The organism is Gordonia sp. DT218 (assembly GCF_049847105.1).
Taxonomy (GTDB): Bacteria; Actinomycetota; Actinomycetes; order Mycobacteriales; family Mycobacteriaceae; genus Gordonia.
In genome coordinates this window covers 819692-837796 of sequence record NZ_JBNCNS010000001.1, presented here as the reverse complement: position 1 = coordinate 837796, position 18105 = coordinate 819692, and the positions used below count along the sequence as shown (strand labels likewise).

Below are 18105 nucleotides of genomic sequence, written 5' to 3'. Positions count from 1 at the left end.
GGTGCTGTCGCGTCAGAGCCCGATCCTGGTGTTCTTGATCTGTTGAAATTCCTGAAGGCCTTCGATGCCTCCGGCCCTGCCGCTACCGCTCTGCTTGAAACCTCCGTACGGCCCCTGCGGGGAAATGTCACTGTTGCGGTTGATCCACACCGAACCGGACTGAAGGGCACGGGAAACACGATGTGCGCGAGGTAGATTCATCGTCTGGACGTAGGCGTTGAGACCGTAGTCGCTGTCGTTGGCCAGCGCGATGGCCTCCGATTCGTCACGGAATCGGGTGACGGAGACCACGGGCCCGAAGATCTCGGTGGTCGCGAGTGGAGATCGATTGTCGACGTCGGTGAACACTGTGGGCTGAATGTAGTATCCGTCGCCGCACTCGCCGCCGACTCGCTGTCCGCCCGTTGCGAGCGTCCCGTGCTTGCCTTGGACGGCGTTGTCGATGAGACCCAGGATGCGATTCATCGCCGGCTCGCTGACCACCGGCCCCAGCATGACCTCCGGATCGAACGGATCGCCGATCTTGGCCGCCGCCAGGACCGCCAGGAACCGCTGCATGAACTCGTCATACACCTCGTCCTGCACGAAGATCCGACTCGCACACGCGCAGCTCTGCCCCGATTGCCCAAGGGGTCCTTGCCATGCGGAGAGAATTGCGGCTTGGTCCAAATCGGCATCGGCAAAGATGATATTGGCGGACTTGCCGCCGAGTTCGGTTGCCACCGGGGTCAGGTTTGCTGCGGCCGTGGTCAACACCTGCCGTGCAGTCACACCACCGCCGGTGAAGTGGATCTTCCCGAGACCAGGGTGAGCCGCGAGCGAACGGCCGCCGGTGGCGTCCGAGGGCAGTACGTTGACCAGGCCGGGTGGTAAGCCGGCCGCCACGCAGATCTCGCCGAATCGGAGGGCGCTGAAAGGGGACAACTCCGACGGCTTGAGGATGACGGCGTTGCCCGCAGCCAATGCCGGCGCGACATTCAGCCCGACGACAACCATCGGCCCGTTCCACGGGGCGATCACTCCGACCACACCATACGGTTCTCTGTCGACGATGTTGAGATCGTGCTTACCCGAGACCTCGGAGTTCTGTCCGTGCGCCTTGTCGACGTGCCCCGCGTAATAGCGGATGAAGCTCTCGGCGAGCATGGCGTGTCCGGGAGCGGTGCGAATCGGTACGGCGAAATCGTGGATGCTCAGCCGACCGAGTGTGTCTATGTTGTCGTGCACCGCGTCGGCCAGGTCGAACATGATGTCACGCCGCCGCCCGATCGGCAGGGACATCCATTCACGCTGGGCCTCTCGGGCACTGGCCACCGCTTGGTCGACCTCGTCGGGTCCGGCGAGGGTGATCTTCGCGTTGGGCTCTCCCGTGGCCGGGTAGATGTGGTCATATGTGACGGCCGACGATCCGGTCACCCAATCACCACCGATGAGGAGCTCGGTGGGCAGCACATCGGCGTTGTCGGGGCCGATCACGGCGGTCATGAACGTCCTCCCAGGTGTAGAACCATGACGAGACTCATCGCACGGTGAACCCGGCGTCGAGCGCCCATTGGGTGCCGGTGATGAACTTGGCCTCGTCGGAGACGAGATAGGCGACGGCGTTGGCCACGTCCTCGGCTTCGAGCATCTGGATCGGCAACGCATTCTGCATCCCGGAGATGGTGTTTGCTCCGCCCTTGGCCGCCTCGGCCATCAGCTTCTGCATCGCCTCATTGATGGTCATTCCACTCGCCACGCCCGTTGGGTGAATCGTGTTCACTCTGATCCACTCTGGCGCAAGGTAATTGGCAAGTCCCTGCATCAGGGCGACAACTCCGCGCTTGGCGGAGGCATAAGCGTTCCCGCTTGCATTGATGGAGGCGGAGGCCTTGATTCCCGCCGAGGAACTGGTGATCACAATCGATCCGCCACGCTCTGCCTCGCGCAGTGCAGGCAGCGCCGCCCGAATGGTGTGGAACACGCCGGTCAGGTTCGTGTCGATGACATCGTTCCACTCCGCGAGGAAGTTGTTCGGGTCCTCCGGACCCATCTTGATGATCCCGGCGTTCGCCAGGATGATGTCGACTCGGCCGAACTCGTCGTATCCCTCCTGGAAAGCGGCTGACAGTCCGGCAAAATCCCGCACATCCGCCTTTCGAGCCACGGCTCGGCGCCCCTCCTTTTCGACAAGGCGAGCAGTCTCGTCGAGATCTTCCTGAGAGGCGTTCGGATAGGTCATCGACGCGACGTTCTCGCAGATGTCGACGGCGATGATGTCTGCACCTTCACGCGCTAGCCGGATTGCGTGCGCGCGACCTTGGCCTCGCCCAGCGCCGGTGATGAAAGCCACGCGGCCTTCGAGTCCTGACATGTTGCGTATTCCCATCTCTCTATTACTTTCCGCCCGCGGCGGACCGCAGATGTATTACGACGAACCGGTGGAGCGAGGGGATCACGGGTGCAATCGGGCCCACGCCTCTTCGCTTGCGCCGTGGAGGGCTTCGGCCTTCGCGAATCCGGAATAGGCAGCGAGCTGCAGAACCACCTCATCCATCTCGGGTTTGGTGATGTCGCCGGACTCGAGTGCCGAGCCCGTGTGCGAATGCAACGGCGTCAGCGAATCGCAGACCGCCACCGAGGCGACGGTGATGAATCTGCGGTCGCGTCGACTGAGCGTCGGGCGCTGCCAGACATGGCCGAAGACGAAATTCAGGATGCCCGCATGGATGTAGGGCGTTTCCGGGCGCGGTGGTTCGATCAAGTTGACTTCGACGAATTCCCTTGTGCCATCTTCGATTCTCGAGTTCCAGTCATTCAACCCCAGACTCGCGTTGTCGGGTGGGACCACCGCGCCTGTTCCGCCGTTCGCGCGGTCGATTCTCGCCCATGCGCGACGGATCACGCCTTCGAGATGAGAGGCCTTGGGCCATCCGTTGTACACAGCGAAGTGAAGTACGAATTCCAACATCTCGTCGATGGTCATATCGCCGCTGAGGAGGGCATCCTCAACTTGATCGTCGATCGGTTTATGGGCATCAGCGGCCCCGACGCACGTCAGCGTCACCCAGCGGCGCTCGCGCCGGCCCAAACCGGGTCGGGACCACACCTGATCGTGGAGCCAGCCTTGTTGCGCCTGTTCAAAAGGGGTTTTGGGAGCTTGCGCTTCGCCATCTCCGATAGTGGCATAACTCGCCCGCGACTGTGACATGTGACCTACCTCTCAGCTATATTGACTGAATATTAAGGCGTCAGACCTAAATTGTCTATGGTTTGATTAGGTTTATGCAGACGGAAGTGCGATCCGCCAAAGAGCGACTGATATTGACCGCTGAGCGGCTCTATGCGCTCCACGGTCTCGATGGAGTTCCGTTGCGGCAGATCGCAATCGAGGCCGGAACCGCGAACAAGTCCGCTGTCCAGTACCACTTCGGGTCCAAAGATGCGCTGGTGACGGCGGTACTGGCCAATCGCGTGGACGACCTAGACCGTCGGCGCGGACTGCTGTACGCGCGGGCAGATCTCCAGGACGTCCGCGCCGTGGTCGAGGCGCAGCACCTTCCGCTCATCGAGCTCGGCGAGGACGACACTTGCTACTACCTCGAGTTCGTCGAGCAGCTCCAACGCAAGTCGCATCCCCTTCATGACCTGCCTGCTTCGAATCGTTTGACAGAGCAGGCGTACTACGACCGGGTCGGCGCTCTGCTGGAGTCCGTGCCCGTGGAATTGCGCGAGCTTCGCATCAAACAGGCGACCGCTGCGTGCCTGCACATCTGTACCGACCGCCGACGTTCAACGGAACTCGGCGAAGCGGTGCCACCTTACGGTGTGCATGTGAGTCAGCTTCTCGACAGCCTCGTGGGCATGCTCACCCTCGAACCGTCGCGTGAGACCACGGCCGCCCTGGAGGCGTGGTCGGGCGAGACGATCGGACAACGGTGACCGTGCGAATTTCTCAATTGCCTTACAGTGCAAGCAGGTTCAATTTTCCCATGGTGGAATAGCTTCGGGGCGCGATGCTTTCGTCGTCAATTTCATTGACATCTCACTGTGACTCGTGCAACACTTCGTCTCGAGTATCCGGTATCTGATCCGGACGCGGCGGCCCGATGGCGGGCGAAACTCCACTATTCACTTGGTCTTTCGAAGAAGGTTGGTAATTCAATGGCTGGTCGTATGGAAGGCAAGGTCGCCCTTGTCACGGGTGCCGCTCGGGGGCAGGGTCGCAGTCACGCGGTCCGGTTGGCTGAAGAGGGCGCCGACATCATCGCGGTCGACATCTGTGGTCCGGTAACCCGTGACACATCAATCGCGCCGTCGACTCCTGAGGATCTCGCCGAGACGGTCGAACTGGTCAAAGGACAGAATCGCCGGATCATCGCCTCCGAGGTCGATGTGCGCAATTATGATGCTCTGAAGGCGGCAGTCGACGACGGCGTGGAACAACTGGGCCGCCTTGATGTGGTCGTGGCGAACGCGGGGATCGGCAACGGCGGTGAGACGCTCGACAAGACGAGCGAGACTGACTGGCAGGACATGATCGACGTGAATCTGTCCGGTGTGTGGAAGTCCGTGAAAGCGGCAGTTCCTCACCTGCAGGCGGCCAGCGGCGGTTCGGTGGTCTTGACGAGTTCGGTCGGTGGCGCCAAGGCATACCCCAACACCGGACACTATATTGCGGCAAAGCACGGGGTCATCGGACTGATGCGGAGTTTCGCAGTCGAACTGGGGGAACAGTCGATTCGAGTGAACTCGGTCCTTCCGACGAACGTCAACACCCCCATGTTCATGAACGAGGGGACCATGAAGATGTTCCGACCGGATCTGGAGAACCCGGGCCCGGAGGACCTCAAGGTGGTCGCGCAGATGATGCATGTGCTGCCGACGGGATGGGTCGAGCCCCGTGACATCAGCAACGCGGTGTTGTTCCTCGCGTCCGATGAAGCGCGTTTTGTCACCGGCCTTGCACTGGCCGTGGACGCCGGCAGTCTGCTCAAGTAGTCGTATCTCGGAGGTCGTCGATGGAGAATGAACACGGTCCCGATGGCGGTGACGTGGTTACCGGGCCGCTGGTCGAGGTGGATACATCGCTGTGTGAGGGTCATGGGTTGTGCGCTATGCTCGCGCCCGAGGTCTTCGAGGTCGGTGATGACGACGTCGCGGTGTGGGAGCCACACCCGCCGGAAGATGCGCGCGGCATTGTCGAGGCGGCGGTGAGTGCCTGTCCGCGACAGGCGATCACGCTCAGCTGATCACTACCAAACGGTGCGGCGCCATCGGCATGGTCGCCCCCGTCGACTACCAGACCCTGGCGTTCAGACTGACTGTCCTGCAGTGTAAGTACTCACTGCGTCAGCAAGTTGACGGTCAGAGATGTTACTGGAGTGTGCGAGCCCATCGACAACGCTGGCCTGGTTGCATTCGGGCTGGTTCTGCGACATCTTGGCCTTGCCCTCCCACCGGGTGATGGTGAGTTCCAGACCCACGATTGCTTTGAGTTGGCCGGCGATGAAGTCAGCGGGTGCGTCGGTGACGGCCCATGGCATATCACGACTCTGCTCGTGACGGTTGCTGAGGGCCGACACATGGTCGAGCAGCCAGTCGGGGTCGTCGTGGACGCGAAGGGCGCCGTAGACGTTGATGGTCTCGTAATTCCACGTCGGGACCACCTTGCCGGTCTCGGCTTTGGTCGCATAAAGCGACGGTGAGATGTATCCATCGATGCCGGTGAAGATCGCGACCGACTCGGCTGCAGACTGCAGAGTGAGCCGCCAGTGCGGGTTGGCGCGGGCCATGTGCGCGACGAGTACATTGCGGTCGGGGTCGTAGATCATCGGCATCGGAGTGATCGCGAGTCCGTCTTCACCAGGCGTGATCAGGTGTGCCATCCCGGCGCTCCCGAGAGCAGACGCGATCGCCTCGTCGGACAGTTCGAATTTGCGCGGGATGTACATTGCCGTCGGCTCCATTCATCTGAGAGGATTCGCACTTGGTACTGGTGAATCCACGCCACGGTAGCAATGTGGTCACCACGGATGAGGTCAACGGCCGGAATGTGCCCTCAGTCGGGTCGACCGTGACCGCGTGACGAGTGGTTCGCCGTACGGAGCGTCAGCGTCGCACCGAGCGTCGTCATCATTTGGTGGATCGACATCTGTTGTGCCGGTGACGATCCTGTGAGGGGCCGATGTGACGCTGGTGGTCGAGTCGCTGTGTGGGTGATCTCGATACGGCGCCTCGCCTGGCGGCTCGGTGCCTACTCGATCAGCGGGTGGGAGAGATCTCGCCTGGCGGCTCGGTGCCTACTCGATCAGCGGGTGGGGGACCTTGCGGGTGGGGGTGGTCTCGCCGGTCGAGTAGCCGCGAACGGAGTGAGTGGTGTATCGAGACCACCTTCCGCGAGGAGGTGATCTCCGATCAGCGGAGCTCGCTCTTCATCACCTTTCCGGTGGCGTTGGTCGGCAGCTGATCGAGAAAGGTGATCGATCGCGGCGCCTTGAATCCGGCCATCCGTTCGCGACTCCATGCGATCAGTTCATCTTCGGTGATCACCTCACGGGTCACCACGAAGGCCTTGCCCACCTGGCCGAGGCGCTCGTCGGGGACCCCGATCACCGCGGCCTGGTCGACCGCGGGGTGCTCGAGCAGATAGCTCTCGATCTCGGCAGGATAGGCGTTGAAGCCCCCGACGATGAACATGTCCTTCTTGCGGCCGACGATGCGCAGCCGACCGCCCTCGACGATCTCGCCGAGATCGCCGGTGTGTAGCCACCCGTCGTCATCGATCGCGGCGGAGGTCGCCTCCGGGTCGTCGAGATAGCCTTGCATCACGTTGTAGCCGCGGATGAGGACCTCACCGTCGTCGGCGATGCGGATGTCGATGTCGGCGCAGGGGATTCCGACGGTGGTGGCGATCTGATCGAATGTGTCGCCGGATCTGGATGCCGTCACGGTGCCGGCCTCGGTGAGTCCGTATCCGGTCATGATCGTCTCGAACGGCAGCTCGTTCCGGATGCGGCGGATGAGATCGACCGGTATGTCGGCGGATCCGGTCACCGCGGCGCGTAACGACGAGAGATCGCGTGAACCGTCGTTCGCGGAGAGCAAGGACTGATACAGGGTCGGCGGGCCCGGGAGCATGGTGATCTTCTCGGTCTCGATCAGATCGAGGACCTGCCCGACGTCGAGGACGGGCACGGGGTGGATCGTTGCGCCACGGATGAACGAGGCGACGATTCCCGCCTTGTAACCGAACATGTGGAAGAACGGATTGACGATCAGATACCGGTCACCTTCGCGGAGATCGGCCAGGTCGCACCACTCTGCGAACAGTCGCAGTACCTGCTCGTGATTCATCATGACGCCCTTGGGGCGCCCGGTGGTGCCCGAGGTGTACATGATGTCGGCGATGTCTGACGGTCCGACCGGTGCCTCGAAAGGATCTCCGCCGGAAAGGAAGCCGCCCTTGATGTCGATGACCGCCACGTCGGCCGGCACCCCGAAGTCGAGTCCCAGGAAATCTTTCTGGACCAAAACGGCCTTCGCGCCGCTGCGCACGATGATGTCGGCGGCCTCGTCCCGCTTGTAGCGGGTGTTGACGGGCACCAATGTCCCGCCCGCCGTCAGGAGCCCGAAGACGGCGATGATCCACTCGGCCGAGTTGGGGGCCCAGATCGCGACCCGGTCACCCTTACGGATTCCTATGTCGGCGAATGAGCCTGCCGCGCAGCGGATTCGGTGTACCACATCACGGAAGGTGAGGCGGAGGGAACCGTCGACGACCGCTTCGGCATCGCCGAAGCGGTCGGCCGACGACAGGACCATCTCGGGGATGGTCTTCCAGGTCATACCTTCAGGAGTCGCGCCATGTTGCCGCCCATCACAAGCTTCTGGTCCTCGAACGGGAGGTGCTCGATGTGGCTGATGTATGTCGTGGGCTCGGCGAGGCCTTCGGGATGCGGATAGTCCGATCCGAACAGCACGCGCTCGGCGCCGATCAGCGAAGTGAGCTTGCTGAAGTCCTCTTCCCAGAACGGGCTGACGTGAATGCTCTTCTTGATCGCGGCCACCGGGTCCTGCATGCCGAAGCCTTCAGGAGCCTTCTTGTAGACGTCGGTCAGCGTCTGCAGCACGTGCGGGAGCCAGCTGGCACCGTTCTCGATCACGGCGATCCGCAGCTCCGGGAAGCGCAGCAACGCGCCGTGGCACACCCAGGAGGACACGGCGTCCTGGATCGGTCGCCATTCGCTGACCATGCGGAAGGCATTCGTGACGAAGGGGAGCATCTCCTCGCCGCTGCCCTCCCAGTCCTGGTTGTAGCGGGCGTACCCACTGTCAGACGAGTGCTGGGTGACGAGCACGTCGAGTTCGACGACACGCTTCCAGAACGGGTCGAACTCCGGCAGTGCGAACGACCGCAGCCCCTTGAAGCCAGGCACCGGAGCCGGGCGGACCAGGATTGCCTTCGCGCCACGCTCCACGCACCATTCGAGCTCCTCGATCGCCTTGTCGACAATCGGGAGGCTGATCACCGGGACAGTGAAGATGCGTTCCTTGTAGTTGAACGACCAGGTCTCGTACAGCCACTGGTTGAGCGAATGGACCACCGCGTGGATCAGTTCCGGGTTGTCGCGCATGCGCTCCTCGACGAGGCTCGCGAGTGTCGGGAACATCAGGGTGCGGTCGATCTTGAGTTCGTCCATCAGCTCGAGACGTGGTGCCGGCTCACGAAAGGCGGGGATCGCCTTGATCGGCTTGCCGAAGATCTCGCGCTTGCTCTTTCCCTCAGGATTGCCGTTCTTGAAGTAGTCCTCCATGGCACCCGGCCGCGCGACCACGTCGAAGGTCGGGTTGGGGATGTACTCGCTGATCTGGCCACGGATGGCGATCTTGGTGCGGCCCTCGACATCGACGTACTGGATGGCCTTCTTGTACTTGTCTGGCAGGAACTTGGTGAGCGCCTCCTTGGTCTCGTACAGGTGGTTGTCCGCGTCGAACAGCGGGTAAGGCAGCTGGCTCGGTGACATGTGAAACTCTCCTTTGCTACTTTCGAGAATACTATTCTCCTGAACGTGCATCGTGCAATGCGGTGCGGATTCGGAATTTCTGGACCTTGCCGCTCGCGGTGCGGGGGAAGTCGTCGACCACGTGGACCTCTTCGGGCCATTTCTGCTTGGCCAGACCGACCGCGGTCAGGTGTGCGCGGAGATCCTCGATGGTGGGGGAGCCCCGATCGGGATGGACTCGCAGGACGGCGGCAGCGCGTTCACCGAGCCGATCGTCGGGAACCGCGACGACGACGGCGTCGGCCACCGCGTCCATCCCGAGAAGGGCATCCTCGACCTCAAGGGCGCTGATGTTCTCGCCGCCGCGGATGATGATGTCTGACTTCCGGTCGGTGATGCTGAGATAGCCGTCCTCGTCGAGGACGCCGATGTCGCCGGTGTGGTACCAGCCGTCGTCGTCGAGCATTCGCGCGGTGAGGTCCGCATCGGTATATCCCATGCAGAGATCCGGTCCGCGGCTGAGGATCTCGCCGTCCTCGCCGAGCCGGATCTCGACCCCGGGTAGTGGCCGACCGTCGGTGTAGAGACGTTTGTCCTCCGCGGCGCTGGGGTGTGAACCGGTGATCGACGGGTGCTCGGTGCTGCCGTAGGAACGGAACACCGTGATGCCGAGGGCAGCCAGCCGGGTGGTGATCGCCGCCGGTACCGACGATCCGCCCAGGCCGGCGTACTTCATGTGGGGGACATCGGCTTCGGTGAAGTCGGGGTGGTCGATCAGGCTCGTCATGTAATAGGTCGCGCCGCCGCCCACCGTGACGTTCTCGGCCCGCATCAGGCGCAACGCCTCGCCGGGTTCCCAGACGTCGGTGAGATTGACGTCCGTACCGTCGAGGACTGGGATGAGGAAGGCGTTGATCATCCCGATGAAATGCCCGACCGGTGCGGCGGTGAGCTGCCTGCCGCGGTCGTCGGGGTACATCGCGGAGAGCTGTCGGGTCTCGTGTACCAGCGAATGGTGGCTGTGTAGAACCCCTTTGGGGTTGGTGGTGGTCCCGGAGGTGAACGCGATGAGTGCGCAGGTCGACGGATCCACTGCAAGGACGTCGGCCATCGGTTCGTCGTCGAGGAGGTCGGTGAAGTCCTTGTCGATCACCCCGACGATCGGGACGTCGGCGCAGACGGACAGGTCATAGGAGATCCGACCGAAACTCTCGGGGGTGACGAAGACCTTCGGTGTCACCTCGCCGAGAATGTAGGAAACCTCTTTGCGCCCATAGAAATGCACGATCGGCACGACCGCCGCGCCGAGGAAGGCCGACGCCCAGAACACCGCGGCCGCCTCCATGGAGTTCGGCAGCTGGAACGCGACGACATCGCCGGGTCCCACGCCCCGCCTGCGCAATCCGGACGCCAGCCGTCGCGCGACGAGCTCGACGTCGCGAAAGGTTCCCGACCAGGGGCGGGTCGCCGAGTGCACCAGGAAGCGGGCATCGGGGGATGCGGCCAGTCCGTCGCTGAGCAGATCGCCGAGGGTCTCGTCCGTCCACCATCCGTTGGCGACGTACTTCTCGGCGAGCTCGGTCGGTACCTGCCTGGTCATGAAGCCCCCATGCGCTCGGCCGGGGCCGCTGTCTCCGGCAGATCTGCCGTCGACCCCGGATTCGATGGTGATAATGTTCTCTCTGAACGAGAATAGCAATCTCACTTCCGGAGAGCGAGCGGTTATGGTGAAGTTGGAGACGGTCGAGGGGCTGGCCGTGATCACGATCGATCGGCCCGAGGCGCGGAACGCGATAGCCCTGTCGACGATGGACGAGCTCGACGAGGCGATCGACGCGGCGGCCGGTGCGCGGGCGCTCGCGATCACCGGCGGCGGCGACCGGGTCTTCGTGTCCGGCGGCGACCTCAAAGAACTCGCGAAGCTCCGGACGCTGGACGAGGCCAGGGCGATGGCCTGGCGGATGCGGCGGATCTGCGATCGCATCAGCGCTTTCCCGGGACCGGTGGTGGCCGCACTGAACGGGCACGCTCTCGGTGGTGGTGCCGAGGTCGCGGTGGCCGCGGACATCCGGCTCGCGGCCGACGACATCACGATCGGCTTCAATCAGTCGAGTCTGGCGATCATGCCGGCATGGGGAGGGGCGGAACGGCTCACCACCCTGGTCGGTCCGTCACAGGCCCTGTTGCTCGCCGGGTCGGGACGGAAATTGTCCGCCCAGGAAGCGATGAGGGTGGGCCTGGTCGATCAGGTCATCGAGCGGTCGCGGTTCGACGAGGGCTGGCGAGCTGTCGCGCAATCGCTGGCGACGGCGCCCGCCACCGCGATCAAGAAGGTCATCCGGGGTGTCGAGCCCGGTGAGGCCGTCGAGGAGTTCGCACACCTGTGGGTTGCCGACGAGCACTGGGCCGCGGCCGACCGGGTCCTCAAGCGGGCCAAATGATCGAGCAGGGTCCGTCGGTGAACATCGACTCCGTGGCAGCAGCGCATCGTGCCCTCTACGAGGCGGGCCTCGATGTCCGCTCCGAGGTGGTCGGCGCCGACTACGTGGCCGAATCGCTCGCCCGCAACGTCGGTTCCGACGGCGAACCATTGCAGCGGTTTGTCACGGAGTCGGTGTGGGGCTCGGTCTGGACTCGCCCCGGTCTCGACCGGCGGAGCCGGAGCCTGATGACGATCGGCATGCTGGTCGCCCTCAACCATCATGCGGAGCTGGCCGTCCACGTGCGCGCAGGTCTGGGCAACGGCCTGACCCGCGACGAGATCGTCGAGGCGATCATCCATGCCACGGCGTATTGCGGCGTGCCGGCCGGCATCGCCGCGATGCGGGTCGCGCAAGAAGTCCTGATCCGCGAATTGGGAGAGCGCCACGACGACGATGCATCCAGAGAGGAAAGCCATGGCTGACATCCCGATTCCGGATCGGCGCGTCGGCATGATCGGCCTCGGCGCCATGGGCGCGCCGATCGCAGCCAACTTCGTGGCGGCGGGACAGCCGCTGGTCGTCGCCGACGCGGCGCCCTCCGCGGTTCAACGATTTCTCGCCGGACACCCCGCCCTGGCGGAGCCGGGCGATCCCCCGGACTGCGACGTGGTGGTCCTGTCCCTGCCCACGAGTGATGTCGTCGACGAGGTGGTCCTCGGCGAGAACGGCCTGCTCCACCGCCTCGCGCCGGGGTCGATCATCGTCGACATGAGTTCCAGTGTCCCGGCCCGCACCCGAGCACTCGGGGATGCGGCCGCGGCAGCGGATGTCTCCGTCGTCGACGCGCCGGTCAGCGGTGGAGTGGCCCGTGCAGTCATCGCGGATCTGGCCGTGATGGTCGGCGGGGACGACGGCGCGGTCGACATCGTGCGGCCTCTGCTGGCCGCAACCGCCCGCGAGATCATTCATGTGGGTCCGACCGGATCGGCCCACGCCGCGAAGGCGCTCAACAACCTGCTGTCGGCGGTGGGGCTGTTCGCGGCCGCCGAAGTGCTCGTCGTCGGGGCCAAGTTCGGCATCGACCCCGCCACGCTGCTGTCGGTGCTCAACGCGGGTAGCGGTCGCAATCAGGCCACGGAGGCCAAGTTCGGGACGTTCGTGCTGAGCCGCGGTTTCGACTCGGGGTTCACGGCGTCGTTGATGAACAAGGACGTCGGCATCGCGCTCGACCTCGCCCGCGACTGCGGTGTGGACCTCGACATCGGGTCAGCGCTCGGCCGGGCGTGGGCATCGGCGACCGAAGCGATCGGACCGGGTGCCGATCAGACCGAGATCGTCCGGGTCCTCGAACAGGCCGCGGGGATCGAACTCCGTTGACCGTATCCACTGGCCGAGGGCGCCCGTCGTCAGATCACCTTGCCTGCCCGGTGATTTCGTGGGCTTGCACGGGAACTGCCGAGGCGGCAATGTTGCTGGAGACCGAAACATCCCTACGGAAATCCACGAGGTGCACGAGAAGATGACCCGCCTGTTCACCAGACCGTCGCCCGACAACACCGCCGTCCAACTGCTCATGCGCGCTGCCATCGGCGGAACGATGATCGCCCATGGCGTCAAGCACGGGCGCAGCCTCGACGGCACGGCAGGCTGGTTCGGCTCCATCGGGTTCAAGCAACCCAGACTGCAGGCCCAGGCATCCGCCGTGGTCGAGGTGGGGGCGGGCGCCGCCATTGTCGCCGGTGCCGGTACGCCGGTGGCCGCATCGGCCGTCGTCGGAACGATGGCCGTTGCTGCTCGCTCGGTTCATCTCCCCAACGGCTTCTTCATCACCTCCGAGGGATGGGAGTACGTCGCCAATCTGTCGGTGGCCGCCATCGCACTCGCCGCCCTCGGGCCGGGTAAGTGGAGCGTTGACCGCGCGCTCGGGCTCGACAGCAAGCTCACCGGCAACCGCGCTGCCGCCGTCGCCGCCGGCCTCGGTCTCGGTGCGGCCGCCGCACAGTTGGCCGCCTTCCATCGGCCTCCGAAGGCATCTGCCTGACCGGCACTCGGGCGGCTCCCCGCCCGTCGGGGTAGGTGCTCAGGATGGCCAGGTGTGCACGGGTTCGCCCTCGTGCATCAGCGTGATGTAGTCGCCGAGCATGCCGTGCAGGGCGGCGTCGCGGTCCTCGCCCGCGGCCTCGCGGGCGAGGACCGCGCGCCGTTGCCATGCCGAACCGGTCTGCCGGTTGATGCAGCGGCCTTCGATGACCGACAGGTAGCGGGAGCGTGCCTTGGCCGAGACGCCGTAGGAACGCAGGCCGTCGTCGGCGAGGGGGAGCAGCCGTCGCAGAGTGAGTTCGTCAGGCCGCACCCACCCCACATTCGGCCAGTACAACTGCGCCTCGAGGCCCGCGCGAGCGCCCGACTGCAGGTTTTCCGCGGCCGCGTTGAAGGACATCTGGGACCAGAGTGGGCGGTCGGACTCGACGAGACCGCGGACCAGACCGTAGTAGAACGCCGTGTTGGCCATCGTGTCGACGACCGTCGGTCCGGCAGGCAGGACGCGGTTCTCCACCCGCAGGTGGGCCTGCCCGTCCACGACGTCGTACACCGGCCGATTCCAGCGGTACACGGTGCCGTTGTGCAGGCGCAGCTCGTCGAGTGACGGGGTCTTTCCCTCGTCGAGTTCGGCCAGCGGATCGACATCGGTGGAGACGGGGAGCAGTGCCGGGAAGTACCGGGTGTTCTCCTCGAAGAGATCGAAGATGGTGTTGATCCATCGCTCGCCGAACCAGACCCGCGGCCGGACCCCCTGATTCTTCAGTTCCAGGGGCCGGGTGTCGGTCGCCTGCTCGAACACCGGGATGCGGCTCTCGTGCCAGAGCGCGGCGCCGGCCAGGAACGGTGAATTGCCGGCGAGCGCCACCTGTACCCCGGAAATACTCTGGGCCGCATTCCAATGTGCGGCAAAGTCTTCGGGGGCAACCCGCAGATGCAGCTGCAACGATGTGCAGGCCGCCTCGGGAAGGATCGAGTCGGTGGTGGTGTGCAGGCGATCGGTCTGGTGACCGTCGCCGAGCGGGATCCCGCTGATGTCGATCTCGATTGCCTCGCCGCGGGCGTTGAAGATCTGCTCGTTGAGCAGGTCGTACCGGGGATTGGCCGAAATCCATTGGTGGGCAAAATGTTCGGCGTTGAGCGTGGGGAGCATGCCGATCATCACGAGATGATTGTCGGTCTGCGCGGCGCGATTCTCCGCGCGGTTCAGCGACGTGCGCAGCGCCTGCTCGAGGGAGATGGTGTCGTCGGTGACGAAGGGGCGCGGGGAGACGTTGATCTCGATGTTGAACTGACCGAGTTCGGTTTGGTAATCGGGGTCGGCGATGGCGTCGAGCACCGTGGCGTTGGCCATCGCCGGATTCATGTCGTCGTCGACGAGATTGAGTTCTACCTCCATGCCCAGCAACGGCTCCGGCGGGCGACCGTGATCGGTGAACAGGCCGTCGGCCAGCATGCGTGCGATCGCCTCGGTACCGCGACTCACCTGCCTGCGGAACCGCACGCGGTCCTCGCCGGTGAACTCGCGTTTCGAGACGTCGGTTCCCATGGCTCAATGGTGCATGATGGTCGGCGTGGCAGCGCGTAAACCGATCGATCCGGCGCAGGCCCGGGCGGCGGTCCTCGCCGTCGCCGAGTGGATTCGTGACGACACGGTCGACGCTCCCGCCCGGCCCGAGGTCGCCGCTGCAGTCCGACTCACCGCCCGCACCCTCGCCCAGGTCGCGCCCGGCAACTCCGTCGAGGTGCGCGTGCCGCCCTACGTGGCCGTGCAGTGCATCGAAGGGCCGCGACACACTCGCGGAACACCGCCCAACGTGGTGGAGACGGACCCGCACAGCTGGTTGCGGATGGTCACCGGGATCGGCGAGATGGCGGCCCTGATGGAAGGTGGCGCGGTCAGCGCGTCCGGGTCGCGGGCCGGTGAGATCGCGCGTTGGATGCCGCTGTTCCCGCTGTGAGCCCGGCTGTCACTGCGTGAGGCCGGATTCGCTCACGGCGTCGGTGTGCGGGGCGGGTGCAGGTTCGATCCGCCTGCGTTCGACGACGAGGATGACGGCCAGGATCGGATAGACCAGGATCGCGGCCACCGATCCGACATGCCGCTCTGGCCGACCATGATCGACGTCCCGGTGAGGATCGAGAAGTCGAAGAGTCCGTGGACCACCGAGTTGAGGACGTTGCCCCGAGAGACCCGCCTGATCAGGTAGAAGAAGTAGCCGGCGAGGCTCACGGCGATCGCTTGCGGAATCGCCGAGGCGCCGTGGCCGATCGCGTTGGTGAGATGGACGGCCCCGAAGACGATGCTCGACCACAGCGCGACCCGGCCCTCACTCAGACCGTGCTCGCGCAGCACCGTCACGCCGACGCCGCGGAACATCGTCTCCTCGCCCCAGCCGACTATTTGGGTGGCGAGCAGGAGGACGAGGACGAACACCGGATCCTTGTCGGCGAGGGCCTGGTAGTCGATGGCTGCGGCAATGGCCACCAGCATCAGCACCGGCACGATCCACACCCACCGGGACACCGGGCGCTCATCGTGCAGGACCGGCCGCCACCAGCCGAGCCGGGTCACCACCAGAAAGGTGAAGGCCAGTGCCAACCCGAGGGGGATGATCATCGAGTACACGACGCCCCGCGTCGTGACGATGTCCTTCTCTCCGCTGGCGTGTTCGACCGCGAGCCCGCCGAATTGGATGATCGCGAGGTAGACGATCACCACGACGGCGAACCCCACATAGGTCAGCTGTCGCGACGGGTGATCGGGACGAAGCATCGACACCGAGACAAGGTAGCCCGCCCAGGTCCGGCGTGCCGCGCCTGCGCCTCGCATCGACCCCGGGAATACGGTCGGTCGGCGCGCCGTTGCCGGATTCGCGTAACGACGCTACCGGTCGGTACGCTTGGTGCGTCTCCCCAGCCACCTGCGTCCTCGATCTCAGGGAGCCCATTGATGACCGACTTGTCGATCAACAGCACAAACCTCCTCGCTCCCACGCGATCATGCGGAACCGCCCAGCCGTCCGATGAGGTCGAGAACGAGCCTCGCGAGGAGTGCGGTGTCTTCGGGGTGTGGGCACCGGGCGAGGATGTGGCCAAGCTCTCCTATTACGGGCTCTATGCTCTGCAGCACCGCGGCCAGGAGGCGGCGGGGATCGCCGTCGGCGACGGATCGCAGGTCCTGGTGTTCAAGGATCTCGGGCTCGTCAGCCAGGTCTTCGACGAGCAGACGCTGGGCGCGATGGTCGGCCACGTGGCGATCGGGCACTGCCGCTACTCGACGACCGGATCGACGACCTGGGAGAACTCCCAGCCGATCTTCCGGACCACCGACGCGGGTACGGGTGTCGCCCTCGGGCACAACGGCAACCTGGTGAACACCGCCGATCTCGCCAGCCGGGCACGCGGTCTGGGCCTGATGAGTTCGGCAGCCACGTCGGATTCGGACCTGGTCGGCGCCCTGCTGGCCCACGGCGCCGCCGACAGCAGCCTCGAACAGGCCGCGATGGATCTGCTGCCCACCCTGCAGGGCGCGTTCTGTCTGACCTTCATGGACGAGCACACGCTGTATGCGGCACGGGACCCGCACGGTGTGCGGCCACTGTCGCTCGGTCGGCTCGACCGGGGCTGGGTCGTTGCGTCGGAGACCGCCGCCTTCGACATCGTCGGTGCATCCTTCGTCCGCGACATCGAACCGGGCGAGTTGTTGGCGATCGATGCCGACGGTGTCCGCACGTCACGGTTCGCCGAGGCCAAGCCGCGTGGGTGCGTCTTCGAGTACGTCTACCTCGCCCGTCCGGACAGCGTGATCCATGGTCGGTCGGTGCATTCGACCCGGGTGGAGATCGGTCGCCGGCTGGCGCGCCAGCATCCCGCCGAGGGCGACCTGGTGATCCCGGTGCCCGAGTCCGGCACACCCGCCGCGGTCGGTTTCGCGCAGGAATCGGGCATCCCGTACGGGCAGGGGCTGATGAAGAACGCCTATGTCGGCCGCACCTTCATCCAGCCGTCGCAGACGATCCGCCAACTCGGCATCCGTCTCAAGCTCAATCCACTCAAAGAGGTCATCCGGGGCAAACGTCTTGTGGTCGTGGACGATTCGATTGTCCGCGGCAACACCCAGCGCGCACTCATCAGGATGTTGCGCGAGGCCGGGGCCGCCGAGATCCATGTCCGGATCGCGTCGAGTCCGGTGCGGTGGCCGTGCTTCTACGGCATCGACTTCGCGTCGCCCGCCGAACTGATCGCCAACGGCATGGAGTCCGAGGCCGGCATGGTCGAGGGCGTGCGGCAGGCGATCGGCGCCGACTCGCTCGGCTACATCAGCATCGACGAGATGATCGGGGCCACCGAGCAGGGTGCGGAGAATCTGTGCGCGGCGTGCTTCGACGGTGACTACCCCATCGACCTGCCCCAGGAGACCTCCATGGGCAAGGCGGTGCTCGAGCAGATGCTCGCCAGCGCCGCCGGCGAGGGTCGCGCCGACCCGCTGACCGTTGCCAACGACAACGTCAGCGCGGTGATGCGGCCCTGATCTCGGGCTGTCAGATCGCCGGCCGACGCCCCACACCGAACGGTACGGCCGCGCCGCGGTCGGGTAGCGTGTTTGAGCGGTGGTGACTCGCTTTGCCGACGTCGGAATCGCGGGCCACCGGACC

18 protein-coding genes are annotated in these 18105 nt (G+C 64.9%); 9 read left to right on the top strand and 9 right to left on the bottom strand.

Annotated features, from left to right (window positions below):
* Window positions 1-12 precede the first annotated feature (12 nt).
* The 3 genes from ACPXCG_RS03875 to ACPXCG_RS03865 all read right to left on the bottom strand — a co-directional run bounded on the left by ACPXCG_RS03875 (window position 13) and on the right by ACPXCG_RS03865 (window position 3190).
* The gene (locus tag ACPXCG_RS03875; RefSeq protein WP_425789241.1) at window positions 13-1485 is read right to left on the bottom strand and encodes an aldehyde dehydrogenase family protein; all 1473 of its coding nucleotides are present in this window, start codon (window positions 1483-1485) and stop codon (window positions 13-15) included.
* A gap of 34 nt (window positions 1486-1519) precedes the next feature.
* A complete protein-coding gene (locus tag ACPXCG_RS03870) occupies window positions 1520-2353 on the bottom strand; it encodes a mycofactocin-coupled SDR family oxidoreductase (RefSeq protein ID WP_425789239.1) in 834 nt (277 codons plus the stop codon).
* Between the two features lie 81 nt (window positions 2354-2434).
* Window positions 2435-3190: a carboxymuconolactone decarboxylase family protein gene (locus tag ACPXCG_RS03865; protein WP_425789237.1), complete on the bottom strand. Its 756-nt coding sequence runs from the start codon at window positions 3188-3190 to the stop codon at window positions 2435-2437.
* A 74-nt stretch (window positions 3191-3264) separates the two neighbouring features.
* Between ACPXCG_RS03865 and ACPXCG_RS03860 the strand changes: the two genes are divergently transcribed.
* From ACPXCG_RS03860 to ACPXCG_RS03850, 3 genes are all read left to right on the top strand, one after another.
* Window positions 3265-3921: a TetR/AcrR family transcriptional regulator gene (locus tag ACPXCG_RS03860; RefSeq protein ID WP_425789235.1), complete on the top strand. Its 657-nt coding sequence runs from the start codon at window positions 3265-3267 to the stop codon at window positions 3919-3921.
* Window positions 3922-4143: 222 nt separating this feature from the next.
* On the top strand, window positions 4144-4980 hold the full coding sequence (locus ACPXCG_RS03855; protein WP_425789233.1) for a mycofactocin-coupled SDR family oxidoreductase: 837 nt from the start codon (window positions 4144-4146) through the stop codon (window positions 4978-4980).
* 20 nt (window positions 4981-5000) lie between these two features.
* Window positions 5001-5231, top strand: coding sequence for a ferredoxin (locus ACPXCG_RS03850; RefSeq protein WP_425789231.1), 231 nt, complete (start codon window positions 5001-5003; stop codon window positions 5229-5231).
* 63 nt (window positions 5232-5294) lie between these two features.
* On the opposite strand, the gene ACPXCG_RS03845 is transcribed toward ACPXCG_RS03850, so the two are convergent.
* From ACPXCG_RS03845 to ACPXCG_RS03830, 4 genes are all read right to left on the bottom strand, one after another.
* A complete protein-coding gene (locus ACPXCG_RS03845; RefSeq protein ID WP_425790483.1) occupies window positions 5295-5933 on the bottom strand; it encodes an FMN-binding negative transcriptional regulator in 639 nt (212 codons plus the stop codon).
* A 463-nt stretch (window positions 5934-6396) separates the two neighbouring features.
* Window positions 6397-7827 carry a FadD3 family acyl-CoA ligase gene (locus tag ACPXCG_RS03840; protein ID WP_425789229.1) on the bottom strand — a complete coding sequence of 477 codons (1431 nt, stop codon included), beginning with the start codon at window positions 7825-7827 and terminating at the stop codon, window positions 6397-6399.
* Entirely contained in the window at window positions 7824-9005 is a 1182-nt protein-coding gene (locus ACPXCG_RS03835) for an amidohydrolase family protein (protein ID WP_425789227.1), read from the bottom strand. Before ACPXCG_RS03835 ends, ACPXCG_RS03840 begins: the two co-directional genes overlap by 4 nt.
* A gap of 31 nt (window positions 9006-9036) precedes the next feature.
* Window positions 9037-10584 (bottom strand): AMP-binding protein, encoded by a 1548-nt coding sequence (locus tag ACPXCG_RS03830; RefSeq protein ID WP_425789225.1) that lies wholly within the window; start codon window positions 10582-10584, stop codon window positions 9037-9039.
* A 124-nt stretch (window positions 10585-10708) separates the two neighbouring features.
* On the opposite strand from ACPXCG_RS03830, the gene ACPXCG_RS03825 reads away from it, so the two are divergent.
* The 4 genes from ACPXCG_RS03825 to ACPXCG_RS03810 all read left to right on the top strand — a co-directional run bounded on the left by ACPXCG_RS03825 (window position 10709) and on the right by ACPXCG_RS03810 (window position 13448).
* On the top strand, window positions 10709-11425 hold the full coding sequence (locus ACPXCG_RS03825; protein ID WP_425789223.1) for an enoyl-CoA hydratase/isomerase family protein: 717 nt from the start codon (window positions 10709-10711) through the stop codon (window positions 11423-11425).
* A 17-nt stretch (window positions 11426-11442) separates the two neighbouring features.
* On the top strand, window positions 11443-11889 hold the full coding sequence (locus ACPXCG_RS03820) for a carboxymuconolactone decarboxylase family protein (protein ID WP_425789221.1): 447 nt from the start codon (window positions 11443-11445) through the stop codon (window positions 11887-11889).
* Entirely contained in the window at window positions 11882-12784 is a 903-nt protein-coding gene (locus tag ACPXCG_RS03815) for an NAD(P)-dependent oxidoreductase (RefSeq protein WP_425789219.1), read from the top strand. Before ACPXCG_RS03820 ends, ACPXCG_RS03815 begins: the two co-directional genes overlap by 8 nt.
* Before the next feature lie 142 nt (window positions 12785-12926).
* A complete protein-coding gene (locus tag ACPXCG_RS03810) occupies window positions 12927-13448 on the top strand; it encodes a DoxX family protein (RefSeq protein WP_425789217.1) in 522 nt (173 codons plus the stop codon).
* A gap of 39 nt (window positions 13449-13487) precedes the next feature.
* Here ACPXCG_RS03810 and ACPXCG_RS03805 read toward each other — a convergent pair whose 3' ends face one another.
* Window positions 13488-14996, bottom strand: coding sequence for a glutamate--cysteine ligase (locus tag ACPXCG_RS03805; protein ID WP_425789215.1), 1509 nt, complete (start codon window positions 14994-14996; stop codon window positions 13488-13490).
* Between the two features lie 25 nt (window positions 14997-15021).
* Between ACPXCG_RS03805 and ACPXCG_RS03800 the strand changes: the two genes are divergently transcribed.
* On the top strand, window positions 15022-15408 hold the full coding sequence (locus ACPXCG_RS03800) for a sterol carrier family protein (protein WP_425789213.1): 387 nt from the start codon (window positions 15022-15024) through the stop codon (window positions 15406-15408).
* A gap of 32 nt (window positions 15409-15440) precedes the next feature.
* On the opposite strand, the gene ACPXCG_RS03795 is transcribed toward ACPXCG_RS03800, so the two are convergent.
* On the bottom strand, window positions 15441-16223 hold the full coding sequence (locus tag ACPXCG_RS03795) for a CPBP family intramembrane glutamic endopeptidase (protein ID WP_425790481.1): 783 nt from the start codon (window positions 16221-16223) through the stop codon (window positions 15441-15443).
* A gap of 177 nt (window positions 16224-16400) precedes the next feature.
* Between ACPXCG_RS03795 and purF the strand changes: the two genes are divergently transcribed.
* Window positions 16401-17981 (top strand): amidophosphoribosyltransferase, encoded by a 1581-nt coding sequence (gene purF / locus ACPXCG_RS03790; RefSeq protein ID WP_425789211.1) that lies wholly within the window; start codon window positions 16401-16403, stop codon window positions 17979-17981.
* Window positions 17982-18105 lie beyond the last annotated feature (124 nt).

Coding starts and splice junctions, on each gene's coding strand:
- ACPXCG_RS03840 (WP_425789229.1), bottom strand. CDS start 7,827: ATGACCTGGAAGACCATCCCCGAGATGGTCCTGTCGTCGGCCGACCGC.
- ACPXCG_RS03860 (WP_425789235.1), top strand. CDS start 3,265: ATGCAGACGGAAGTGCGATCCGCCAAAGAGCGACTGATATTGACCGCT.
- ACPXCG_RS03865 (WP_425789237.1), bottom strand. CDS start 3,190: ATGTCACAGTCGCGGGCGAGTTATGCCACTATCGGAGATGGCGAAGCG.
- ACPXCG_RS03850 (WP_425789231.1), top strand. CDS start 5,001: ATGGAGAATGAACACGGTCCCGATGGCGGTGACGTGGTTACCGGGCCG.
- ACPXCG_RS03875 (WP_425789241.1), bottom strand. CDS start 1,485: ATGACCGCCGTGATCGGCCCCGACAACGCCGATGTGCTGCCCACCGAG.
- purF (WP_425789211.1), top strand. CDS start 16,401: ATGACCGACTTGTCGATCAACAGCACAAACCTCCTCGCTCCCACGCGA.
- ACPXCG_RS03795 (WP_425790481.1), bottom strand. CDS start 16,223: ATGCTTCGTCCCGATCACCCGTCGCGACAGCTGACCTATGTGGGGTTC.
- ACPXCG_RS03845 (WP_425790483.1), bottom strand. CDS start 5,933: ATGTACATCCCGCGCAAATTCGAACTGTCCGACGAGGCGATCGCGTCT.
- ACPXCG_RS03810 (WP_425789217.1), top strand. CDS start 12,927: ATGACCCGCCTGTTCACCAGACCGTCGCCCGACAACACCGCCGTCCAA.
- ACPXCG_RS03825 (WP_425789223.1), top strand. CDS start 10,709: ATGGTGAAGTTGGAGACGGTCGAGGGGCTGGCCGTGATCACGATCGAT.
- ACPXCG_RS03870 (WP_425789239.1), bottom strand. CDS start 2,353: ATGTCAGGACTCGAAGGCCGCGTGGCTTTCATCACCGGCGCTGGGCGA.
- ACPXCG_RS03805 (WP_425789215.1), bottom strand. CDS start 14,996: ATGGGAACCGACGTCTCGAAACGCGAGTTCACCGGCGAGGACCGCGTG.
- ACPXCG_RS03815 (WP_425789219.1), top strand. CDS start 11,882: ATGGCTGACATCCCGATTCCGGATCGGCGCGTCGGCATGATCGGCCTC.
- ACPXCG_RS03835 (WP_425789227.1), bottom strand. CDS start 9,005: ATGTCACCGAGCCAGCTGCCTTACCCGCTGTTCGACGCGGACAACCAC.
- ACPXCG_RS03830 (WP_425789225.1), bottom strand. CDS start 10,584: ATGACCAGGCAGGTACCGACCGAGCTCGCCGAGAAGTACGTCGCCAAC.
- ACPXCG_RS03855 (WP_425789233.1), top strand. CDS start 4,144: ATGGCTGGTCGTATGGAAGGCAAGGTCGCCCTTGTCACGGGTGCCGCT.